Source organism: Pseudomonas sp. DWRC2-2, from assembly GCF_049897885.1.
Taxonomy (GTDB): domain Bacteria; phylum Pseudomonadota; class Gammaproteobacteria; order Pseudomonadales; family Pseudomonadaceae; genus Aquipseudomonas; species Aquipseudomonas azotoformans_A.
In genome coordinates this window covers 46,540-62,526 of sequence record NZ_JAFCXD010000011.1, presented here as the reverse complement: position 1 = coordinate 62,526, position 15,987 = coordinate 46,540, and the positions used below count along the sequence as shown (strand labels likewise).

12 protein-coding genes are annotated in these 15,987 nt (G+C 58.7%); 1 reads left to right on the top strand and 11 read right to left on the bottom strand.

The window, feature by feature from the left end; genetic code table 11:
• Nucleotides 1-8: 8 nt before the first annotated feature.
• The 5 genes from ACP7EW_RS29425 to ACP7EW_RS29405 form a co-directional block, all read right to left on the bottom strand.
• Complete coding sequence (locus ACP7EW_RS29425; protein ID WP_426221639.1) at nt 9-2,159, bottom strand: lipase family protein; 2,151 nt, start codon at nt 2,157-2,159, stop codon at nt 9-11.
• A 14-nt stretch (nt 2,160-2,173) separates the two neighbouring features.
• The gene (locus ACP7EW_RS29420; RefSeq protein ID WP_426221638.1) at nt 2,174-2,938 is read right to left on the bottom strand and encodes a hypothetical protein; all 765 of its coding nucleotides are present in this window, start codon (nt 2,936-2,938) and stop codon (nt 2,174-2,176) included.
• Entirely contained in the window at nt 2,931-3,767 is an 837-nt protein-coding gene (locus ACP7EW_RS29415; protein ID WP_426221637.1) for a DUF4123 domain-containing protein, read from the bottom strand. Before ACP7EW_RS29415 ends, ACP7EW_RS29420 begins: the two co-directional genes overlap by 8 nt.
• Nucleotides 3,767-5,785, bottom strand: a complete 2,019-nt coding sequence (gene tssI / locus ACP7EW_RS29410; protein ID WP_426221636.1) for a type VI secretion system tip protein TssI/VgrG — start codon at nt 5,783-5,785, stop codon at nt 3,767-3,769. The genes ACP7EW_RS29415 and tssI overlap by 1 nt, the downstream gene beginning before the upstream one ends.
• Before the next feature lie 305 nt (nt 5,786-6,090).
• A complete protein-coding gene (locus tag ACP7EW_RS29405; protein WP_426221635.1) occupies nt 6,091-7,065 on the bottom strand; it encodes a diaminopimelate epimerase in 975 nt (324 codons plus the stop codon).
• Nucleotides 7,066-7,415: 350 nt separating this feature from the next.
• Here ACP7EW_RS29405 and ACP7EW_RS29400 point away from each other — a divergent pair, with 350 nt between their 5' ends.
• Entirely contained in the window at nt 7,416-8,567 is a 1,152-nt protein-coding gene (locus ACP7EW_RS29400) for an MFS transporter (protein WP_426221634.1), read from the top strand.
• A gap of 58 nt (nt 8,568-8,625) precedes the next feature.
• Here the strand turns inward: ACP7EW_RS29400 and ACP7EW_RS29395 are convergent, their stop codons facing one another.
• The 6 genes from ACP7EW_RS29395 to ACP7EW_RS29370 form a co-directional block, all read right to left on the bottom strand.
• Nucleotides 8,626-9,543, bottom strand: coding sequence for a hypothetical protein (locus ACP7EW_RS29395; RefSeq protein ID WP_426221633.1), 918 nt, complete (start codon nt 9,541-9,543; stop codon nt 8,626-8,628).
• Between the two features lie 649 nt (nt 9,544-10,192).
• A complete protein-coding gene (locus tag ACP7EW_RS29390; RefSeq protein ID WP_426221632.1) occupies nt 10,193-11,002 on the bottom strand; it encodes a hypothetical protein in 810 nt (269 codons plus the stop codon).
• Nucleotides 11,003-11,226: 224 nt separating this feature from the next.
• Nucleotides 11,227-13,632: a TonB-dependent siderophore receptor gene (locus tag ACP7EW_RS29385; protein WP_426221631.1), complete on the bottom strand. Its 2,406-nt coding sequence runs from the start codon at nt 13,630-13,632 to the stop codon at nt 11,227-11,229.
• Between the two features lie 97 nt (nt 13,633-13,729).
• Nucleotides 13,730-14,683 (bottom strand): FecR family protein, encoded by a 954-nt coding sequence (locus tag ACP7EW_RS29380; RefSeq protein WP_426221630.1) that lies wholly within the window; start codon nt 14,681-14,683, stop codon nt 13,730-13,732.
• A 26-nt stretch (nt 14,684-14,709) separates the two neighbouring features.
• A complete protein-coding gene (locus tag ACP7EW_RS29375) occupies nt 14,710-15,210 on the bottom strand; it encodes a sigma-70 family RNA polymerase sigma factor (protein WP_426221629.1) in 501 nt (166 codons plus the stop codon).
• Nucleotides 15,211-15,293: 83 nt separating this feature from the next.
• The gene (locus tag ACP7EW_RS29370; RefSeq protein ID WP_177077853.1) at nt 15,294-15,938 is read right to left on the bottom strand and encodes a CGNR zinc finger domain-containing protein; all 645 of its coding nucleotides are present in this window, start codon (nt 15,936-15,938) and stop codon (nt 15,294-15,296) included.
• Between the last annotated feature and the right edge of the window lie 49 nt (nt 15,939-15,987).

Sequence of the window (15,987 nt, the reverse complement as noted above, 5' to 3'; positions counted from 1 at the left end):
CGCCAGGCTCAGACGATCGAGTCGATATCCAGCGTTTGCGCCCTCCCCCATTCGTGATGCAACGCGGGAGGAATGCGGGCGACTTGCGACAGTTCACGGTTTTCACGGTGGCTGAACCAGCGCTTGAGGCTGGGTTGCAAGTGGGCGCTATGGGCCTGGCTGCCGTAGACATCACGGGCTTCCAGGCGTCGCCAGCGCAGGGTCGCAAGGCGCTCACGGCTGGTGTGCAAGCGGTCGATCTCGCTGTTCAAGGCATCATGATGTTCATAGCCCCGATCGTTGGCGGGCCTGAGACGGGCCAGCTCCCGACGCTTGTTGCGCAGTTGCTCGCGCATGGTTTCAAGTGCCAGGTCGAGCAACTCGAACTCTCTTGGCGTGACCAGCGGGCCGTTGCTTTCCTGGGTTTGTTGCCAGCGACGGAGCGTCGCCCAGGCCGCCGGGATGTAGCTGGCAGTCATGAAGTGCTGGTTGGCCTGGAACAGCTGTTTCAGCAGGTTATCCCGCTCGGGCATATCGCCATGGAGTTGCAAGGCTCGGTTGCAACCCGCCTCCTGGATGGACTCACAACCGGGCTTCCACAACACCGAAGACTGTATGCCGTCTGGCAGCATGATCGGCATGAAGTGGTGTTGTTCGCCGTGGTGTTGGTAAGGGTTTCCACCAAGGCGAACCAAACCGGCGGCGAACAGCAGGCCGCCCGGCGCGGGGGCGCTGAACAGGGTGATGGCGCCGGGGATCCAGAGTTTGGCGGTGGTGTTCATCCACGGGGCCGGCACGCTGGGGACGGGGTCGTTGTGATTGACGATGCGATGGTGGACCAGGGTTGAGGCGCCCTCGGTAAATTCGGAGTCGGCGGCACGGGGGGCGCCGTAGGTGTAGAGGAGGATGTTGTAGTTACGGTCCTGGGTACGACGTAGCCCTTCTGCCAATAACAAGGCAATTGCACCGCCAAGGCTGTGGCCGCAGATGATTATTCGTTGGTCGGTATGGAATTGATCGAGATACCGCAGCACGAAATCACGCATTGCCCGGTAAGCCTGATAAAAACCTTGGTGGGCCTTGCCGACACCTTCTGTGAAAGGGACCTGATGGGCGTTTGCATCTCGCATCCCGTCTGCGGCGCTGGCAGTTCCACGCACTGCAATCAGGATTGCTTCATCGTGGTGGGTGATAAACGCTTGGGTATCTGTACCAAAATGCTCATCATCGAAAAAATGCAACCGCGCTGGATGTTCTTGCTTTTCCCTAAGCTCTGGTCGGTTTTGTGGGTACAACGAGGGATCGAAGGGCAGAATCTCGAAGCGCTGAGAGTAAGAGACCTCTTCGTAAATGGGGTAGAAACGCTTCACTTGTTCTGCATCAAACCGCCAAGCCTGTTGGTAACCCGAAAGACTTTCAGCGAATAGATGCCCAACACTGGGATCGTGGGGGAAGCCAACTTGGTCTTGGGGACTTTTAGATGGCTCCTGACCGAAATTGCAGTAACTCAAAGTCGCCATCAATGCTAGTTGATAGAGATTCAAGGCGCAAAAGCTGTCGTCGGTTGAAAGTATCGGACGGAAGGCCCGTAGTGGTCGAACCTCCAGAGCGGTGTGGTTGTTGGGAAACAATACGATTCCCGCCAAGTTTGATTGGGGTGGTCCGAACCCCAGGTCGCCCATCATTTTCAATGCGTGCCGCTGGGGCTCATGACTCCGAGGTGCAATCGGTGGCAAGTGGGCGACATGCCGGACTAAATCACGCACTTCCACCTGATAGAACCGGTTGGCCTTTTGCTGAGCAGGATTACTTTTGGGGCGCTGACCATCAGCGGCAGCAAAGCGAGCCTGCTCAGCCCGAACTTGAAGCTCGGTGATAGGGAGCTTGTAGGTAGAACGCAACATCAGCCAATGATATGGCTGCTCTTCGCCTGAATACAGGTCATCAAAAATAAGTACCACGGGCCCACAGTAAATATCTTGCACCTTGCCAAACCCTTCTCCATTGAGCCTGCCTTTGTACTCCTGCCCTGCACTATCGTAGACGGTGTAAGGCAGGCCACCGTATAACGTTCCCACGCCCAGTTCATCGACCAGGCTAAAGCTCACCCAATGCCCGCGCAACGAACAGGCTGGTTTGCTATCACTGAAAAAAGCTTGCTTCCTTGCATCCAGCTTCATGGCCTTGCTCCTTGTTATTCACATGACGGATAGACATCACAGACGCGACCATCCGGCATTTTTACTGGTTTAAAGTCGGAGGTGTTGCCGTTACAAAACGCATAAAGATCCTCAAAGTTTTTACCTTTACAACGCTTCCAGCCGCCTGGTACTGCTACCCAGTTGTCACCAACAGCGGGTTCTTCCTCACCAACGACAGTCACTACCATCCTGAGCGTTTTCCCTGGTAGCTGATCTCTTTGCACAAGACCTGACAACGAACTCACTTTGCTCGCATAACTGCATTTTAGAATCTTGATGATCGCGTGCTGGGGCCCCACCGTCCGAAACGACCACTGACAACGCCGATGCAACTCCTGAACCCCCGTCGCTGGCATCCCCAATTCATCAACGTCCGAATCATCTAAAATTGGGAAACCTGTGAGGTCTCCCCCAACATCCGTATCTCGCTTCCCCCACTTCGCATACAGATCAAAGTCCACACTTCGTAAAACCGTAGGGCAACCTTCAATCATCTCACTCAACGGCAACTGAAAACTCACGCGTTCGGCCACAGGCTTGTAGCTCGCAATAAAAATCTTTCGCTCCGGTCGCTTGCCCCGACGCCTAGGCAACATGCAGGTTTCCCCTGTCGCAGGCCCGTAGTTGGCACCACCGATGAAGCGGAACTCCGCCGGCAGATCCACCTCCAGCGTAAAGCTATCAACCGGCTTGCCCGCACACCCTGTCAGCCCCAGCATCCCCACCACACCCCATACACCCAGGCTTCCTTTATTCATCCTTTCCTTCCATTGTTCGCCACTGCTCCACCACCCGCTCAAAGTGATCCGCCGGTGCTTCCCCAACCAACGGTTGCCACCGAATGACACTGCTTCGGGTGGTCTCCTCCAACCGTCGTACCACCAGAAACTCCAATCGCTCCGGCCCCCGCCATTGCCAGGCACGTGCCTGCTCCAGCACCTGGCTCAGCCAGATTTTCGGGTCCTGGAATTCCACCAATGCGACTAGGTCTTCGCTGTGTTCGGCCAACAGATAACGCAGGATATTGGCGTGCAGGATCGCTTCGGCGTTTGGGTTGGGTGTGTTCAGCCAAGGGACCGGATCAGGCAGCGGATACTCGCCGGGAGCCGGGTTATCAGCCATTCGCCAGCGGTCTTCGTGCCAGTAACACAGGCTGATCAAGGGGCCGAGGAATACCGGCCAGTGCTCAGGACATAGATAGTCCAGCGCACGCGCGAGGGTACGGTTGTCGTGAAAGCGGTACAGCGATTGCTCGCCCTCCGGCCCCGTCAGCAAACGGTCGCGCCAGTGCCGGGTCACGCTTGTCAGGTCCTCGCCTGGCAAGCTGCCCAGCCAGCCCCAGTGACCCTCGGGCTGTTGCAAGAGGTCTCGTAATGCAGGCTCGCTCATCTGCTTCAGCAGTAGGATGACGGGACCTTCCATCATGAGTTCCGCCAGCAAAGTCTCACCATAGAAGCTGCGGTAGTCCGACAAGCTGCGCACCGCCAGCAGTCGTTCGCGTGCGGCGTTCTGTCCCTCAAGGATCAAACACAGATGCCGCCCTGCCTGCTGTTGTTGGGCCATCCATTGGCCTGGCATGTCCTGCATCAGGCAGCCCTCCCCGGCAGATCACAGAGGCCTTCACGGCAGCGTTCGCACACTGGGCAGTAGTCCGCCCCCAGTTGCCGGGCCAGGTTCATGGTCGAGCCTTGTGCCTTGGAGACCTCTGGCGCACCGGACATTCTCAAGGCGCTCGCCAACGGGGTCGCAGACGGTGAGCCGCCAACGGCAATGGGACGACTGCTGAAAATGCCACCAGCCTGGATGACCAGATGCTCTCCACCAGCCTTGAGACTCAGCTGCGCACCGGCATCGATTACCAGGCTGGCACCGGACTTGAGGTGAAGTTGCTGCCCAGCCTCGATGACCAGGGTCTGCGCCACCTGGGTCCGGCTATCGCCTTGTACATCAAGGTAGTCATTGGCCTTGAGCACCACTTTGCGGTCGCCGGTGATGTGGCGATGTTCTTCGCCTTCCAAGTGAGCCGTGCTCAAGCCATGGACGACTTCTCGCCGCTCCCCCATGACCTCCAACCGACTGTCATGGCCGACCCTTTGCTCCAGGTCCCGATGTGCACGCAGGTAGACAAGCTCCTCGCCACGGCGATCTTCCAGGTACATCTCGTTGGCGCCTTCGCCCCCAAGGGAACTGCGGCTGCGCAAAACGCTACGGGTCTTGTGCTGCGGCAAGGGATAGGCCGGCCGGTGCAACGCATTCGGCAGGCAGCCGTTGATCAACGGGCGGTCGGGATCCCCGTCCAGGAAGGTCACCAACACCTCCATGCCCACACGCGGGATCATCATTGCGCCAAACCCGTCACCGGCCCAGCCAGATGCCACTCGCACCCAGCAACTGCTTTTATCATCCGCAGTGTCCAGGCGGTCCCAATGAAAGCGCACCTTTACCCGACCATAGGCGTCGCAATGCACATCCTCACCGGCGGGCCCGGTCACGGTTGCGGTCTGGCTGCCATTGATGGTCGGCTTGGGATGCCTGAGAGACGGCCGACGCACGGCCTGCCAAGGTGTTGCGGTAAAGCGATTGCGATAGCCGTGGAACGCGTCGGTTGCCGGCGTTGCTTCCTCCAGCACCTGGGGTTGATAACCCTCATGACGCACCGACGTGATCAGCCACAGGTCGTTGCAGGATGGATCGGGATGATCTCGTATCTCAAGGAAGTGCCCACTGCGCAGCACTGGCTGATCACTCTTGCCCAATGCCCGATGCCGGTCGCGCTGGTGACGCTCCAGGCCCCGCTGCGCCAATTGCTTGCCACGGGTATGACCGGTGAATCCTGCCGGGTACTGATAGTCCTCAAGGGGGAGTGTCGACGCGACACCTGCGCTGTCGTGCAGGTGCAAGGAAGGATGTTCGAAGTCGTAATCACGGCGCACCGTCCTTTGGCTGCGGGTGGCCAAGCGCACGTCGAATCGCTGGATAACCCTTGTCTCGACTTGGGGTCCGCCGGGAGCGCTATAGCGTTGCCCGGGTAAACGCCCAAACACCGTCTGGTCATCACCAAATACCAGCAGATGATTGTCTAGGCTGTGACGAAAATGGTAGTGAATGCCTTCCTCTTCACAGAGCCGCTGGATGAAGTGCAGGTCGCTTTCTGCGTACTGCACGCAGAACGTACGCGCCGGATAAACCACCGGGCCAAGTTCAAACACGTAGGCATCCGCCAGGATGCCATGCTGCTCAAGGACCTGCGCAATGATCTGCGGCACACTGCGTTGCTGGAAAATCCTCTGGTCATGCCGATGTGCAAGACAGGCCAGCCGGGGCGCCAGGGTCAGGTGATAACGCGTGATGCGCCGACCTGGGTCGTCCCGTCCGATGGCGTAAACCTGCCCATGCAAGCCTTCGTTCGCTTCACCAAGATCCAGGTAAGCGGGTTGGTGGAGCAGCGCCTCCAGATCAAGGGAAGGGTTTTCGCTGACCACCTGTATATGGATGAAAAAGGGTTGATCGAGGACTTCATTACCTTTGAATGCCAGGACTTGCAAAGCAGTGTTTATCTGTGGAAGAACCAAATTGAAACGTGACGAAACAAACGCGTTAACCATCCGTGGGCACCCGCCGTTAATGAATGAAAACCCTGAGATACTTCCCCTTGCTGGACATCGAATCAGTCAGCAAGAGCAAGCGCTTGAATATCTCAAAGCTTAGCTATTCCGGGCGAAAATCGGCCGTTCCAAAATAAAACAGAAGTTTCGTACGACGAAGTTAGAAGTATCTTTTACAAGATAATAAAACGAGCCCATGAAACACTGTTTATGAACAAGAAACGCCCTACACCGCAATTCATCAACATGACTAACCGATATAGAAACAGCCGACACCGAATCACAGTATCAGCCGTTAAACAACTTCACGGTTGCGGCTCTGCGGCCCCGAACAGACTGACGTTCAGTACCGTCTCGCCCTCGGTGTGCAAGCGAACCGGCGCAATGCCACCAGGCATCACTACTGCTACCTCGCCACTCTCGACCCAGCCCGCCCGCCACGCCGCACAAGCCACCGCACTGGCGCTGGTTCCGGAAGACGCGGTGGGTCCCTCTCCTCGCTCGAAGACCCGCGCGATGACTCGATTGCCGGGCTGGCGTGCCGCCCATTGCAAGTTGACGCCTGCCGCACAAGGCCGACCACCACCCGCCGGGGGCGCAAACGCAATGTTCTTCAAGGGCTCGAACAGGGCCGGCTGCTGCATCTGTGCGTTATCCGGCAATGCAGATACCCGCTCGACCAGCGTCACACAATGGGGGTTGCCCACCCGCACGAATTGGCTGGTTGCCCACTGGGGGTTGATCGCCGCCAACTCGCTCACATGGCTCCGTTCAGTGTCATTCACATCCGCCTGCGCCCCCACTGCCGCAGCCCCGAAAGCGGGGGCTCCCAACTCAAGCCAGAACCCTGAAACCTGCTCACGGACTGCCGGTTCAACCCAAGTCGACACAGGTGAGACCGCGTCCGATTTGTCGTGGTGCACCCGCAACTCACAGGCCTCGCTCATCAGGGCCTGGTCAGTGAGTGCCTGGGCGAAAATCGTCAGGCCGTTGCCACTGCGCTCGGCCAGGGAACCGTCGGTGTTGACGATCAGCAGGTCAAATGGCGGCTCGGCCTGGAACGGCCCGACCAGCAAGCCATCACAGCGATGGGCCTTGGCACCAACCGGACGTGGCATTGAGCCCCATTCGCATTCGGACGCGATGGCCGACGAGGTCCAGACGTTGCGAGTGTACGCGGCCTGTGCAGCGTTCTCGGGCACATCAATGCCCATGTTTCTCAATGAGGTCGGGCTGACCACACCGTAGATGTTGCCGCGGGCGTCGTAGAAAAGGGTCATGCCGCTGTGCACCTGAAGATCTTCATCGGTGGGTCCTTGTCGTTGCCTGAATATTGAGACAACAGCGTATTACAGAAGCGACCTACAGCGGGAGGCGGCCTGGAAGGTGGTAATCCACCGCGAGAACCCAGGGGTTCAAAAGCCCCCACAGGGATTACGCACCTTCCAGACCGTCTCCTACGCACTCGATACTGCTTGTGTGGCGACGAACCGTCGTGACGTTCCAGATGTGTAAAAATAAAATTCATGACCATCGCCATCTCAAGGGAACGCGGCTCGCGCCCCATGGCCTGATGTGCAAGGATGTCACGCCGGACATCGTTCGTAGAACGCAAAACCAAGGATTTTTCATGACTGCCATCCCCACCTCAGCGCCCGTGGTTCCCGGGCGGCTGGAGCAAATGTCGACCCGTATCGCTTTCTTCATTGCCGGCTTCGGCATCGCAGCCTGGGCGCCGCTGGTGCCCTATGCCAAGGCCCGTGCCGATTTGAGCGAAGGCACTCTTGGCCTGCTGCTGTTGTGCCTGGGCGTCGGTTCGATCATCGCCATGCCTGCCGCCGGTGCGTTGGCCTCACGTTTTGGCTGCCGACGCGTGCTCAGCGCCGGGACGATCATGATCTGCCTGGCATTGCCGATGCTGGCGACGGTCAGTTCTATTCCGTTATTGATGGCCGGGTTGTTTCTGTTTGGCGCCGGCCTGGGCACGGTGGATTCCACCGTCAACCTACAGGCGGTGATCGTCGAGCGGGCCAGCGGCAAGACCATGATGTCAGGCTTTCACGGGCTGTTCAGCCTGGGTGGGATTGTCGGTGCAGCGGGCGTTTCAGCGTTACTAGGACTAGGACTTTCGCCACTGCAAGCGACCCTGGTGGTGATCGTCATCACGCTGGCGGCACTGCTCAAGGCCGCGCCGCACCTGCTGCCCTACGGCAGCGAGAGTTCGGGCCCGGCGTTTGCCGTGCCCCACGGCGTGGTGCTGTTCATCGGTTGCCTGTGTTTTATCGTGTTCCTGGCCGAAGGTGCGGTACTCGACTGGAGCGCGGTGTTCCTCAGTGCCGAACGCGGCTTGGACGAAGCCTATGCGGGACTGGGTTACGCGGCCTTTGCCTTGACCATGACTGCGGGTCGATTGACCGGAGATGCCATCGTGCGTCGGCTGGGCGCTACCCGGGTGATTGTGTCCGGCGGCGCGCTGGCGGCCGCCGGCACATTCCTCGCCACCTTGTCACCGGCTTGGGAAATGGCCCTGCTGGGTTATGCATTGATAGGCGCCGGTTGCTCCAACATCGTGCCAGTGCTCTATACCGCTGTCGGCAAGCAGACGGTCATGCCAGAACATATCGCCGTGCCGGCCATTACCACCCTGGGCTATGCGGGGATATTGGCTGGACCGGCCGTGATCGGGTTCATCGCCCATGGCAGCAGCCTGGCGACTGCGTTCCTGTTGATCGGTGTGCTGCTGGCGGCGGTGGCGGTGAGCGGGAAGATACTGCGCGTATGAACACCAAGCGGCATGAGCAGATTGTGTCCTTCAAGCGGCTCATGCGGGCTTGCGTAGGCTACTTCCCCTTCTCTTCTTTATCGTTTTCAAGCCAGCGATCAATGCTGTAGTTCTTCAGCCAGCCATCGTCATTCAGGCTTCCGAAAGGGCTGTAACCATTGGCTTTGTAACTGTCCAGAGAGGCCATCAAACCCGGCCTCTCCATCAGGTTCTTGGCCAGGTACACCTGTTGCTCGCTGTACTTTTTCAAAGGAAACCCGGTGCGCACATCCCGCAGAGGTTCACCGTTATTGCCTATTTGATTGGGATCCTTGGCGATTTCAATAATCGTGTCTTTATTCACGTACCGATGCCTTTGTGTACCGAAAAAGAACGTGCGGTCTTCCGATTTGTCCCGCCAGTCATCAAACATGCCCTTGAACGCCTGGACAACCTGAGCATCGGTTTTCGCATGGAACGGGTCCGCGCTCTGCGTATTGGGGTTGGTATTGCCAATCTGCGAGTCGCCTGCCTTGGTCAAGCTGTCATGCGTGATTTCACCGCCCTTTGCGGTGATCGCATCGTTCAATCGAGGTCGGTTGAGTATCTCTCGCGCCAACATGATGGTGCGCTCAGAGACTTTGCTACTGCTGGGTTCTTCTTTGGCGATCTCCTGCAATGAACCTTGGGTCAGTCGGCCATCCTTCTTGAAAGCGTCCAGCAATGACAGGTTGTTTTTCAAGTCGGTCGCCAGCAGATGGTCGTCCGAGCTGACGAAGGGGTTGCCAACTTTCGTCATGCCTCCATACAGGTTCTGGCCGTCGAAGTGCCGGTCGGCGCCGTTCGCGAAACGGGGGTTGATTGGCTGCGTGGCCGGCAGCGCCTTACCCAGTGCACGGGCATCGACCTCAAAGCGAGACTGACCACTCCCCGTTGGCTCAGGTGTGTTGGACCCAGCTGCTTGCGTATAGCTCAGATTATTGACACTACCAATCATGACTCACCTCCACCCTATCTAGATTCCGTAGCCTGGGTCTTGATTGCCTGATCCTCGAAAGGGCCTCGAAATCAAGATGGCACAAGCAGCGATTGAGTGGTCCTGAGAAAACAAGGGTTCCGAAGAGGGTCGTCCAAAACACTGGATATGCCCCTCGGAATCTTAAGCGCTTGTAACCAACTGCCCTGCCGCGCACCCATGCTCTGGAAAATCCTGCTGTGTGACAGGGTGAAACCTAGCGCCGGGACACCTTGCTCCAAAGGCTCGCTAACATTGAAAACACAGGGTTGGGCGCCGACTGCTCCGTAAACAAACGAGAACCTTTGTCAAAATCCTCGGCGGTGGGCGCCTTGAAGCTGAACCTGGGTGAGGATGTGAGGTTCAGCTCTTGAGGTTTTCTGGAGTTTTGCGCCTCATGCGCCAGTGCAGTCACGGTCGATGCGGTATACGGAGAGTGACGGGAATCAAATGATGTCGAGTTCATGGTCCAGACCTAATCCGGTAGATGAAGGCCCCCATCGGCATTCAATGGCCGGTGGATATTGTCTTTGTGGTACGTCTTCGCGAACAGTTCCACATGATTGGGGTGTATTGGCTGCGCCAGCACTTGTAGCCCCCAGCCGTGTAGTGCACAGCAGGGGACCCGGGTCTAACGAAGCAATGTGTAGAGTTCCTGGCGAGAAATCCTGCCATCGCGCTGCCAACTGTAGATGTTATCCATCGCTGACCTCAGATCAGAGCGCGCCATGACTTCCCGCGAAAGCTGGGTGAGATGGTCGTTGTACGGATTGCCGGTCAACGGTTGCATCGCACGTGCATTAAGATCCCTGAGTTTTATCGTGCTGCTGAAGTACCCTCCTTTCAACGCATTGAAATTGTTCAGTACGTCTTGGATGATTTGCTTGTCGTCACTCAGTTTCAGCGGATTGTCCGAGCGAACAAAGCTCCTGATATCGTCTTTGGACAAACGACCATCCAGAGCACCGGTGCTGCCATTTCTATCGAGGGATTGCAGCAGTCCGGGGCGCCGCAGCAGTTCGTTCGCCAGTCGTATGTTCGGGTCTTTGTAAGGATTGCCGGTCAACGGTTGATTGGCGACTTTCTGCAGGCTCTGTTGCGTGATGTCGCGCGAAGGCCAGCGTCCCTTGAACGCGCCATAATTATTCAAGAGGCCTTGCGCCAGTTGTTCGTTGCTCTGTTTCGAGTAATAAGGGTCCGGCAACGTCGGCGTCGGACGCGGCGGCGGGCCAGGATTCGGACGCAGGTTTCCGGGCAACGGCCGCGGCGGCGGGCTACCGAATATCGGTCCGGCTTGATTGGACTGCGCAGTGAAATTGACGCCTACCGTGACCTGGACATTTGACCCGGTGACAGACCGCTCGGCAGCGGGTTTTGCATCTCCAAGGGAGGCGTTATCGGGGGAAAGAGCGACGCTCTGATTGTATGCTGATACCGACATTCCAGTTCTCCAGTTCGGTCTATTCAGGTGCCTGGCCTTGAGTCGTCAAGGTAACCAGCGAAGGCAGGCATATCCTGTGTGGCCGAACGGTGGGAACCGGTTCCTGAGACCGCTGAAAGTAACCAGAATCGAAGTAGGAAGAACATCTGATCGAGTGAGAGACAAGCCACTCTATCGGCAGGCAGTGCCGCTCAACCCGAGCAGGAAGAGCGGCAACATTTCAATCAAAACCCGACGCTGGCCTGTACGAAGAAGGTTCGAGGCTCGCCCAGGTACAGCCCGGCATTGTTGTCACTGGAACGGGTGTAGTGCTGCTGGTCAAAGACGTTTTTTACGCCCACACCCAATTTCAGGTTGGACAACTGTTCGCCAAAGTCATAACCGCTGCGCACGTTGACCGAGACATAACCGGGGATATCACCGTACTGACCGTCAGCCGTGCCCTGGGTGACGTAAGTGCTGGTCGTGCCTGGCGCACGCTGGCCCGACTGGGCGTACACATCCAGGTTGTGGGTCCAACGGTTGACGTCATAGCGCAGGCCCAAGGTGGCCACTTCACGGGAGTACAGCGGCAGGTCACGGCCCTTGAACGGTACGTCGCCTTCCGAGGTGGCCTTGGTGTAGGTGAAGCCGGCATTGGCGGTCAGGCCGTCCAGGCGCGGGTCCAGGTTCGACAGGTCATAGTGGGCGGACGCTTCGATGCCGGTGTGCTTGGTCGCACCGAGGTTGGTCCAGCCCACATCGTTGCTGACGTATTGCAGCTCATCCGAGAAGTCGATGTAGAAGAACGTCAGTTCGCCGCCCCACACATTGTCGTTGTAGCGCGTACCCACCTCGTAGGTCTTGGCCTTTTCGGGGTTCAGACCATTCGCGGTCTGGTCGCCGGTGCCGCCCTGGCCCAGTTGGAAATATTGCAGGCTGCCAAACGACGTCTCGTAGTTGGCGAACAGTTTCCAGGCGTCGGAGACGTGGTACATCACGCTCAGTGCCGGCAGCGGTTCATTGTTGTGGACTTCGCGGCGTTTTTCCTGGGTACGCGTGCCGTTCAAGGCAACCACCGGGCGATCGTGCCATTCGGTACGGATGTCTTCGAAGCGGATGCCCGGCGTGATGGTCCACTTGCCGATATCGACCTTGTTATCGATATAGAACGCGTTGGCCTCGGTGCCCCCGGTGCGGTCCTGGTAGACGTGACCGTCGCTCTGCCCACCCGGCGTCGGCACATTGTTGACCAGGTTCAGGCTGGTGGCCTGCTCATGCATGCCTTCCTTGAGGTAGCGATAGCCCAGGCTGACTTCCTGGGTGCTCGGGCCTACGTCGAACACATGGGACACCCGTGGCTCGATGCCAAAGGTGTAGTAGGTGCGCGGGTAGGAGCCGATCGTCTTGAGGTCGCGGTTGGCGATGTTGCTGCCGCGGAAGCTGTCGGAGTAATAAGTCAGCACTTCGGCCTGGGTGCGGTCGTCGATCTGGCGGATGTACTTGAAGGATACGTCCTTGCGGCGTCCGCTGAAATTGTCCCAGTCACGCACCGATTGGTACGGGTTGGCATCGAACTGCTTCTGGGTCAGGCCGCCGGGCATATCGGCGCTGGCGTCGTAGTAGTGGAAGTTCAGCGAGAAGTCGTCTTGATCGGTCGGCGCCCAGTGGGTCTTGAAGATGACGTCGTCGATGTCGTTGGAATTGTTGCTGTTGCGGTAACCGTTGCCATTGACCCCGGAGTACAGCAAAGCGGCGCCGATGCCGTTGTCGGCGGTGCCGCCGATAAAGGCGTTGTCCACGTGCTTCCAACCGCCGTGGGCAGAGGTTTGCAGGGTGGTGCCGACTTCGCCGGACAATTTCTCGGGGATGGCACGGGTCACGAAGTTGATCACGCCGCCGACGTTTTGTGGCCCATAACGCACGGAACCGGCACCGCGCACCACGTCGATACTCTCCAGGTTGCCGGCGGAAATCGGTGCCATCGACAGCTGCGGCTGGCCATAAGGCGCAAACGCAGCCGGCACGCCGTCGATCAGCACGGTAGAACGTGGCGACAGGCGCGACGTCAGGCCACGTACGCCGACGTTGAGGGAAATATCACTGCCGCCAGTGCCGTTGGATTCCTGCACCTGCACGCCAGGCACGCGACGCAGTACGTCACCGACGTTCATTGCGCCTTGCTCCACCATGGCTTCGCGACGGATCACCGTGCGTGCGCCGGGATGGTTCTGCACCACTTCAGCGTTGGCGTCGCCGAGCCAGTCGCCGACCACCTTGATATCGGTGGCGCCCAGTTCCAGGGGCGAGCCGGCTTCACCGGTGCCGCTGTTCAGCGGGCGCAGGGTCACGGAACCGGCGTCGATCTGGTAGTCCAGGCCGCTGCCTTGCAGCAATTGGCGCAGGGCTTGTTCGGGGGAAAGGTTGCCGTCTACCGCCGGTGCCTGCTTGCCCGCGACCAACTCGGGGCTGAAGAACACTTGCAGGGCAGTCTGCTGGCCCAATTGGCTCAGCGCCGCGCCCAAGGGCTGGGCCTGGATGTGAATGGCGTCGGCGGCGTCGGCCGTAGGCAGCGCGGCACTGACCGCAAGCGCCAGGGCCAGCGGCGCCCAGCGGGAGATTTTATTGTTGTTAACGGCAAGTTTTTTCACGTCGAACCTAGTCCTGTGATCGCAAGAGTATGCGGCTGTTAATGCAAACCAGTTGCAGTTGCAGGAGAAGACGAAGAACTCGAAAAAAACCTGAATGTCAGCGTGAAATAATTTCCTGGCTGCCGTCCGGCAAGGTGCGCAAGGCCACCGGCAGGATATGCGGCAAGGCCTTGAGCAAGGCGTCGGTGTCATTGGCCTTGAACACGCTGGTCAGGCGCAGGTTGCCCACCGCGGGCGTACTGACCCGCAGCGGTTGCTCGCGATAGCGCGAAACTTCCCGTACCACTTCGCCCAGCGACGCGTTGTTGAAGACCAGCTTGCCCGTGCGCCAGGCGGTCAATTCTTCAGTGTTCACTGCGTAGGCAACAGCCACCGATCCTGTGTTGTCGACGTGGGTCCCCAGGCCTGCCGTCAACGTGACCACCTTGTCCGGTGAATGCCCTTGCACTTTCACAGTGCCGGCCTCGACCATCACGCGAGTCTGGTCGTCATCACGACGCACATCAAAGCGCGTGCCGGTCACCGTCACCTGCCCTGCCCCAGCGGCCACTACAAAGGGTCGAGTGGTGTCATGCTCAACGCTGAACATTGCCTCGCCCTGCTTGAGTTCCACGCCGCGCCGGCCCTTTTCATAACGCACCGCAACCACGCTGCGGCTGTTGAGGTCCATCACCGAACCGTCGGGCAAGGCCACCTGGCGATGTTCACCCAGGCGCGTGCTGAACTCGGCACTGTAGGGTTTGGGATGATCGAGCCCGCTGAACAGCCCCAAGCCCAACGCGACGGCGACCACACTGGCGGCCACCGCGTAACGCAACACGGCGCGGCGCTTGGGTCGTTCCACCGGGGCCTCGCATAACGCCTGCAAGCGTGCCTTGGGCAGCAAATCGGTGGCACTCCACAGGCCTTGTAGCACATCAAATTCGTATTGATGATCGGGATGCTCGTTGCGCCACGCATCAAAGCGCTGGCGCTCGGCAGCGCTAAACTCGGTGTCTTGAAGGCGCACAAACCATTGCGCGGCTTCGTCTCGGGCACGGTTATCCATCATGGAAGATCCTGTTTCAAAGCGGGCAGTCATGGCGCCATCGCGTCCAGGCGGTCGCGCAGATGCCGCAGGGTGCGGATCATATACTTTTCCACCATGTTTTTAGACAGCCCCAGGCGTTCGGCGATTTCCTGCTGGGTCAGGCCTTCGATCTTCTGCCAGATGAAAATCTTGCGGCAGTTGAGCGGCAGCTCGGCCAAGGCCCGCTCGATGGAGTCCGCCAACTGGATCGCGTGCATGAAATGCTCCGGGTCGCCGCTGTGGGGCGAGCACTGATCAAAGGCTTCCAGCGTGATGGCTTCACGCCGATCTTCGCGTCGATAGGCGTCCACTGCGATATTGCGCGCGGTCTGATGCAGGTAGGCGCGCGGTTGCTCCACCTGATCGGATTTCGACTCCAGCACCCGCACAAAGGTGTCATGGGCCAGGTCTTCGGCCTGTTGACGGTTTCTCAGGCGGCGCGTCCAGGTTCCGATCAACTCTTCGTAATGTTCGAAAAAGCCTGTTCTGCGGGGCGGCTGAGGGATCATCGCGGGTGCACTGGGGAGGCGGGGCGTGAATAGTAATGCTTCCTATTAAGTGGAGCAATTGCTACCCGTCGTACACCTGGAAACTATTGCGTGCTGCCCACCTGCTTGAGACGGCTGAGTTTTTCGCGGCTACCACACACACTCATCTGGCACCATTTGCGCTGCTTGTTCTTGGAGATGTCGAAGAACACCCAGTCGCAGTCAGCGGCACCGCAAATGCGCAACGCGTGCAGATCACCGGACATCAGTAACTGCGTGGCCTCAATGGCCAGGCGCCCGAGCACCATAGCTGTCAGCTCCTGAGCCGTCGCGCAGGGCTTCCACGCCCAGGCAGGCTTGCCCTCCACGGACCGCAGCACCCGCCAGGCAACACCTTGCTGGAACACCTGGTTGATCTGCTGCAAAGCCTCATCGGGCGCGGCACCCTGTAACGACAACGGATAGAACACCGCGTACAGGCATTCCCTGAACGCAATGATCGCGTCCAGGTCCGGCTGGTAAGCCATGGAGGAGGCAAACACCATCGGTTTGTAGTCGTCGAACTCTCGGGCCGAGATCAACGACGCATGCAATGCCCATTCGAAGAAGAACTGAAAGCTGGTGAGCCGCTCTTCCATGACCTTGAGCGAAGTGCCGGGACGACGGCCATTGGTGGTATTGATAAAGTCCAATACCCGGGCCCCACCAATCAGACGGATCGATTTTGCAGTGCCCGTAAAATGTGTCATGCCTGCTCCTGAAAAAACGCGTTCTCCCTGCGATGGCGCAGATTACCCT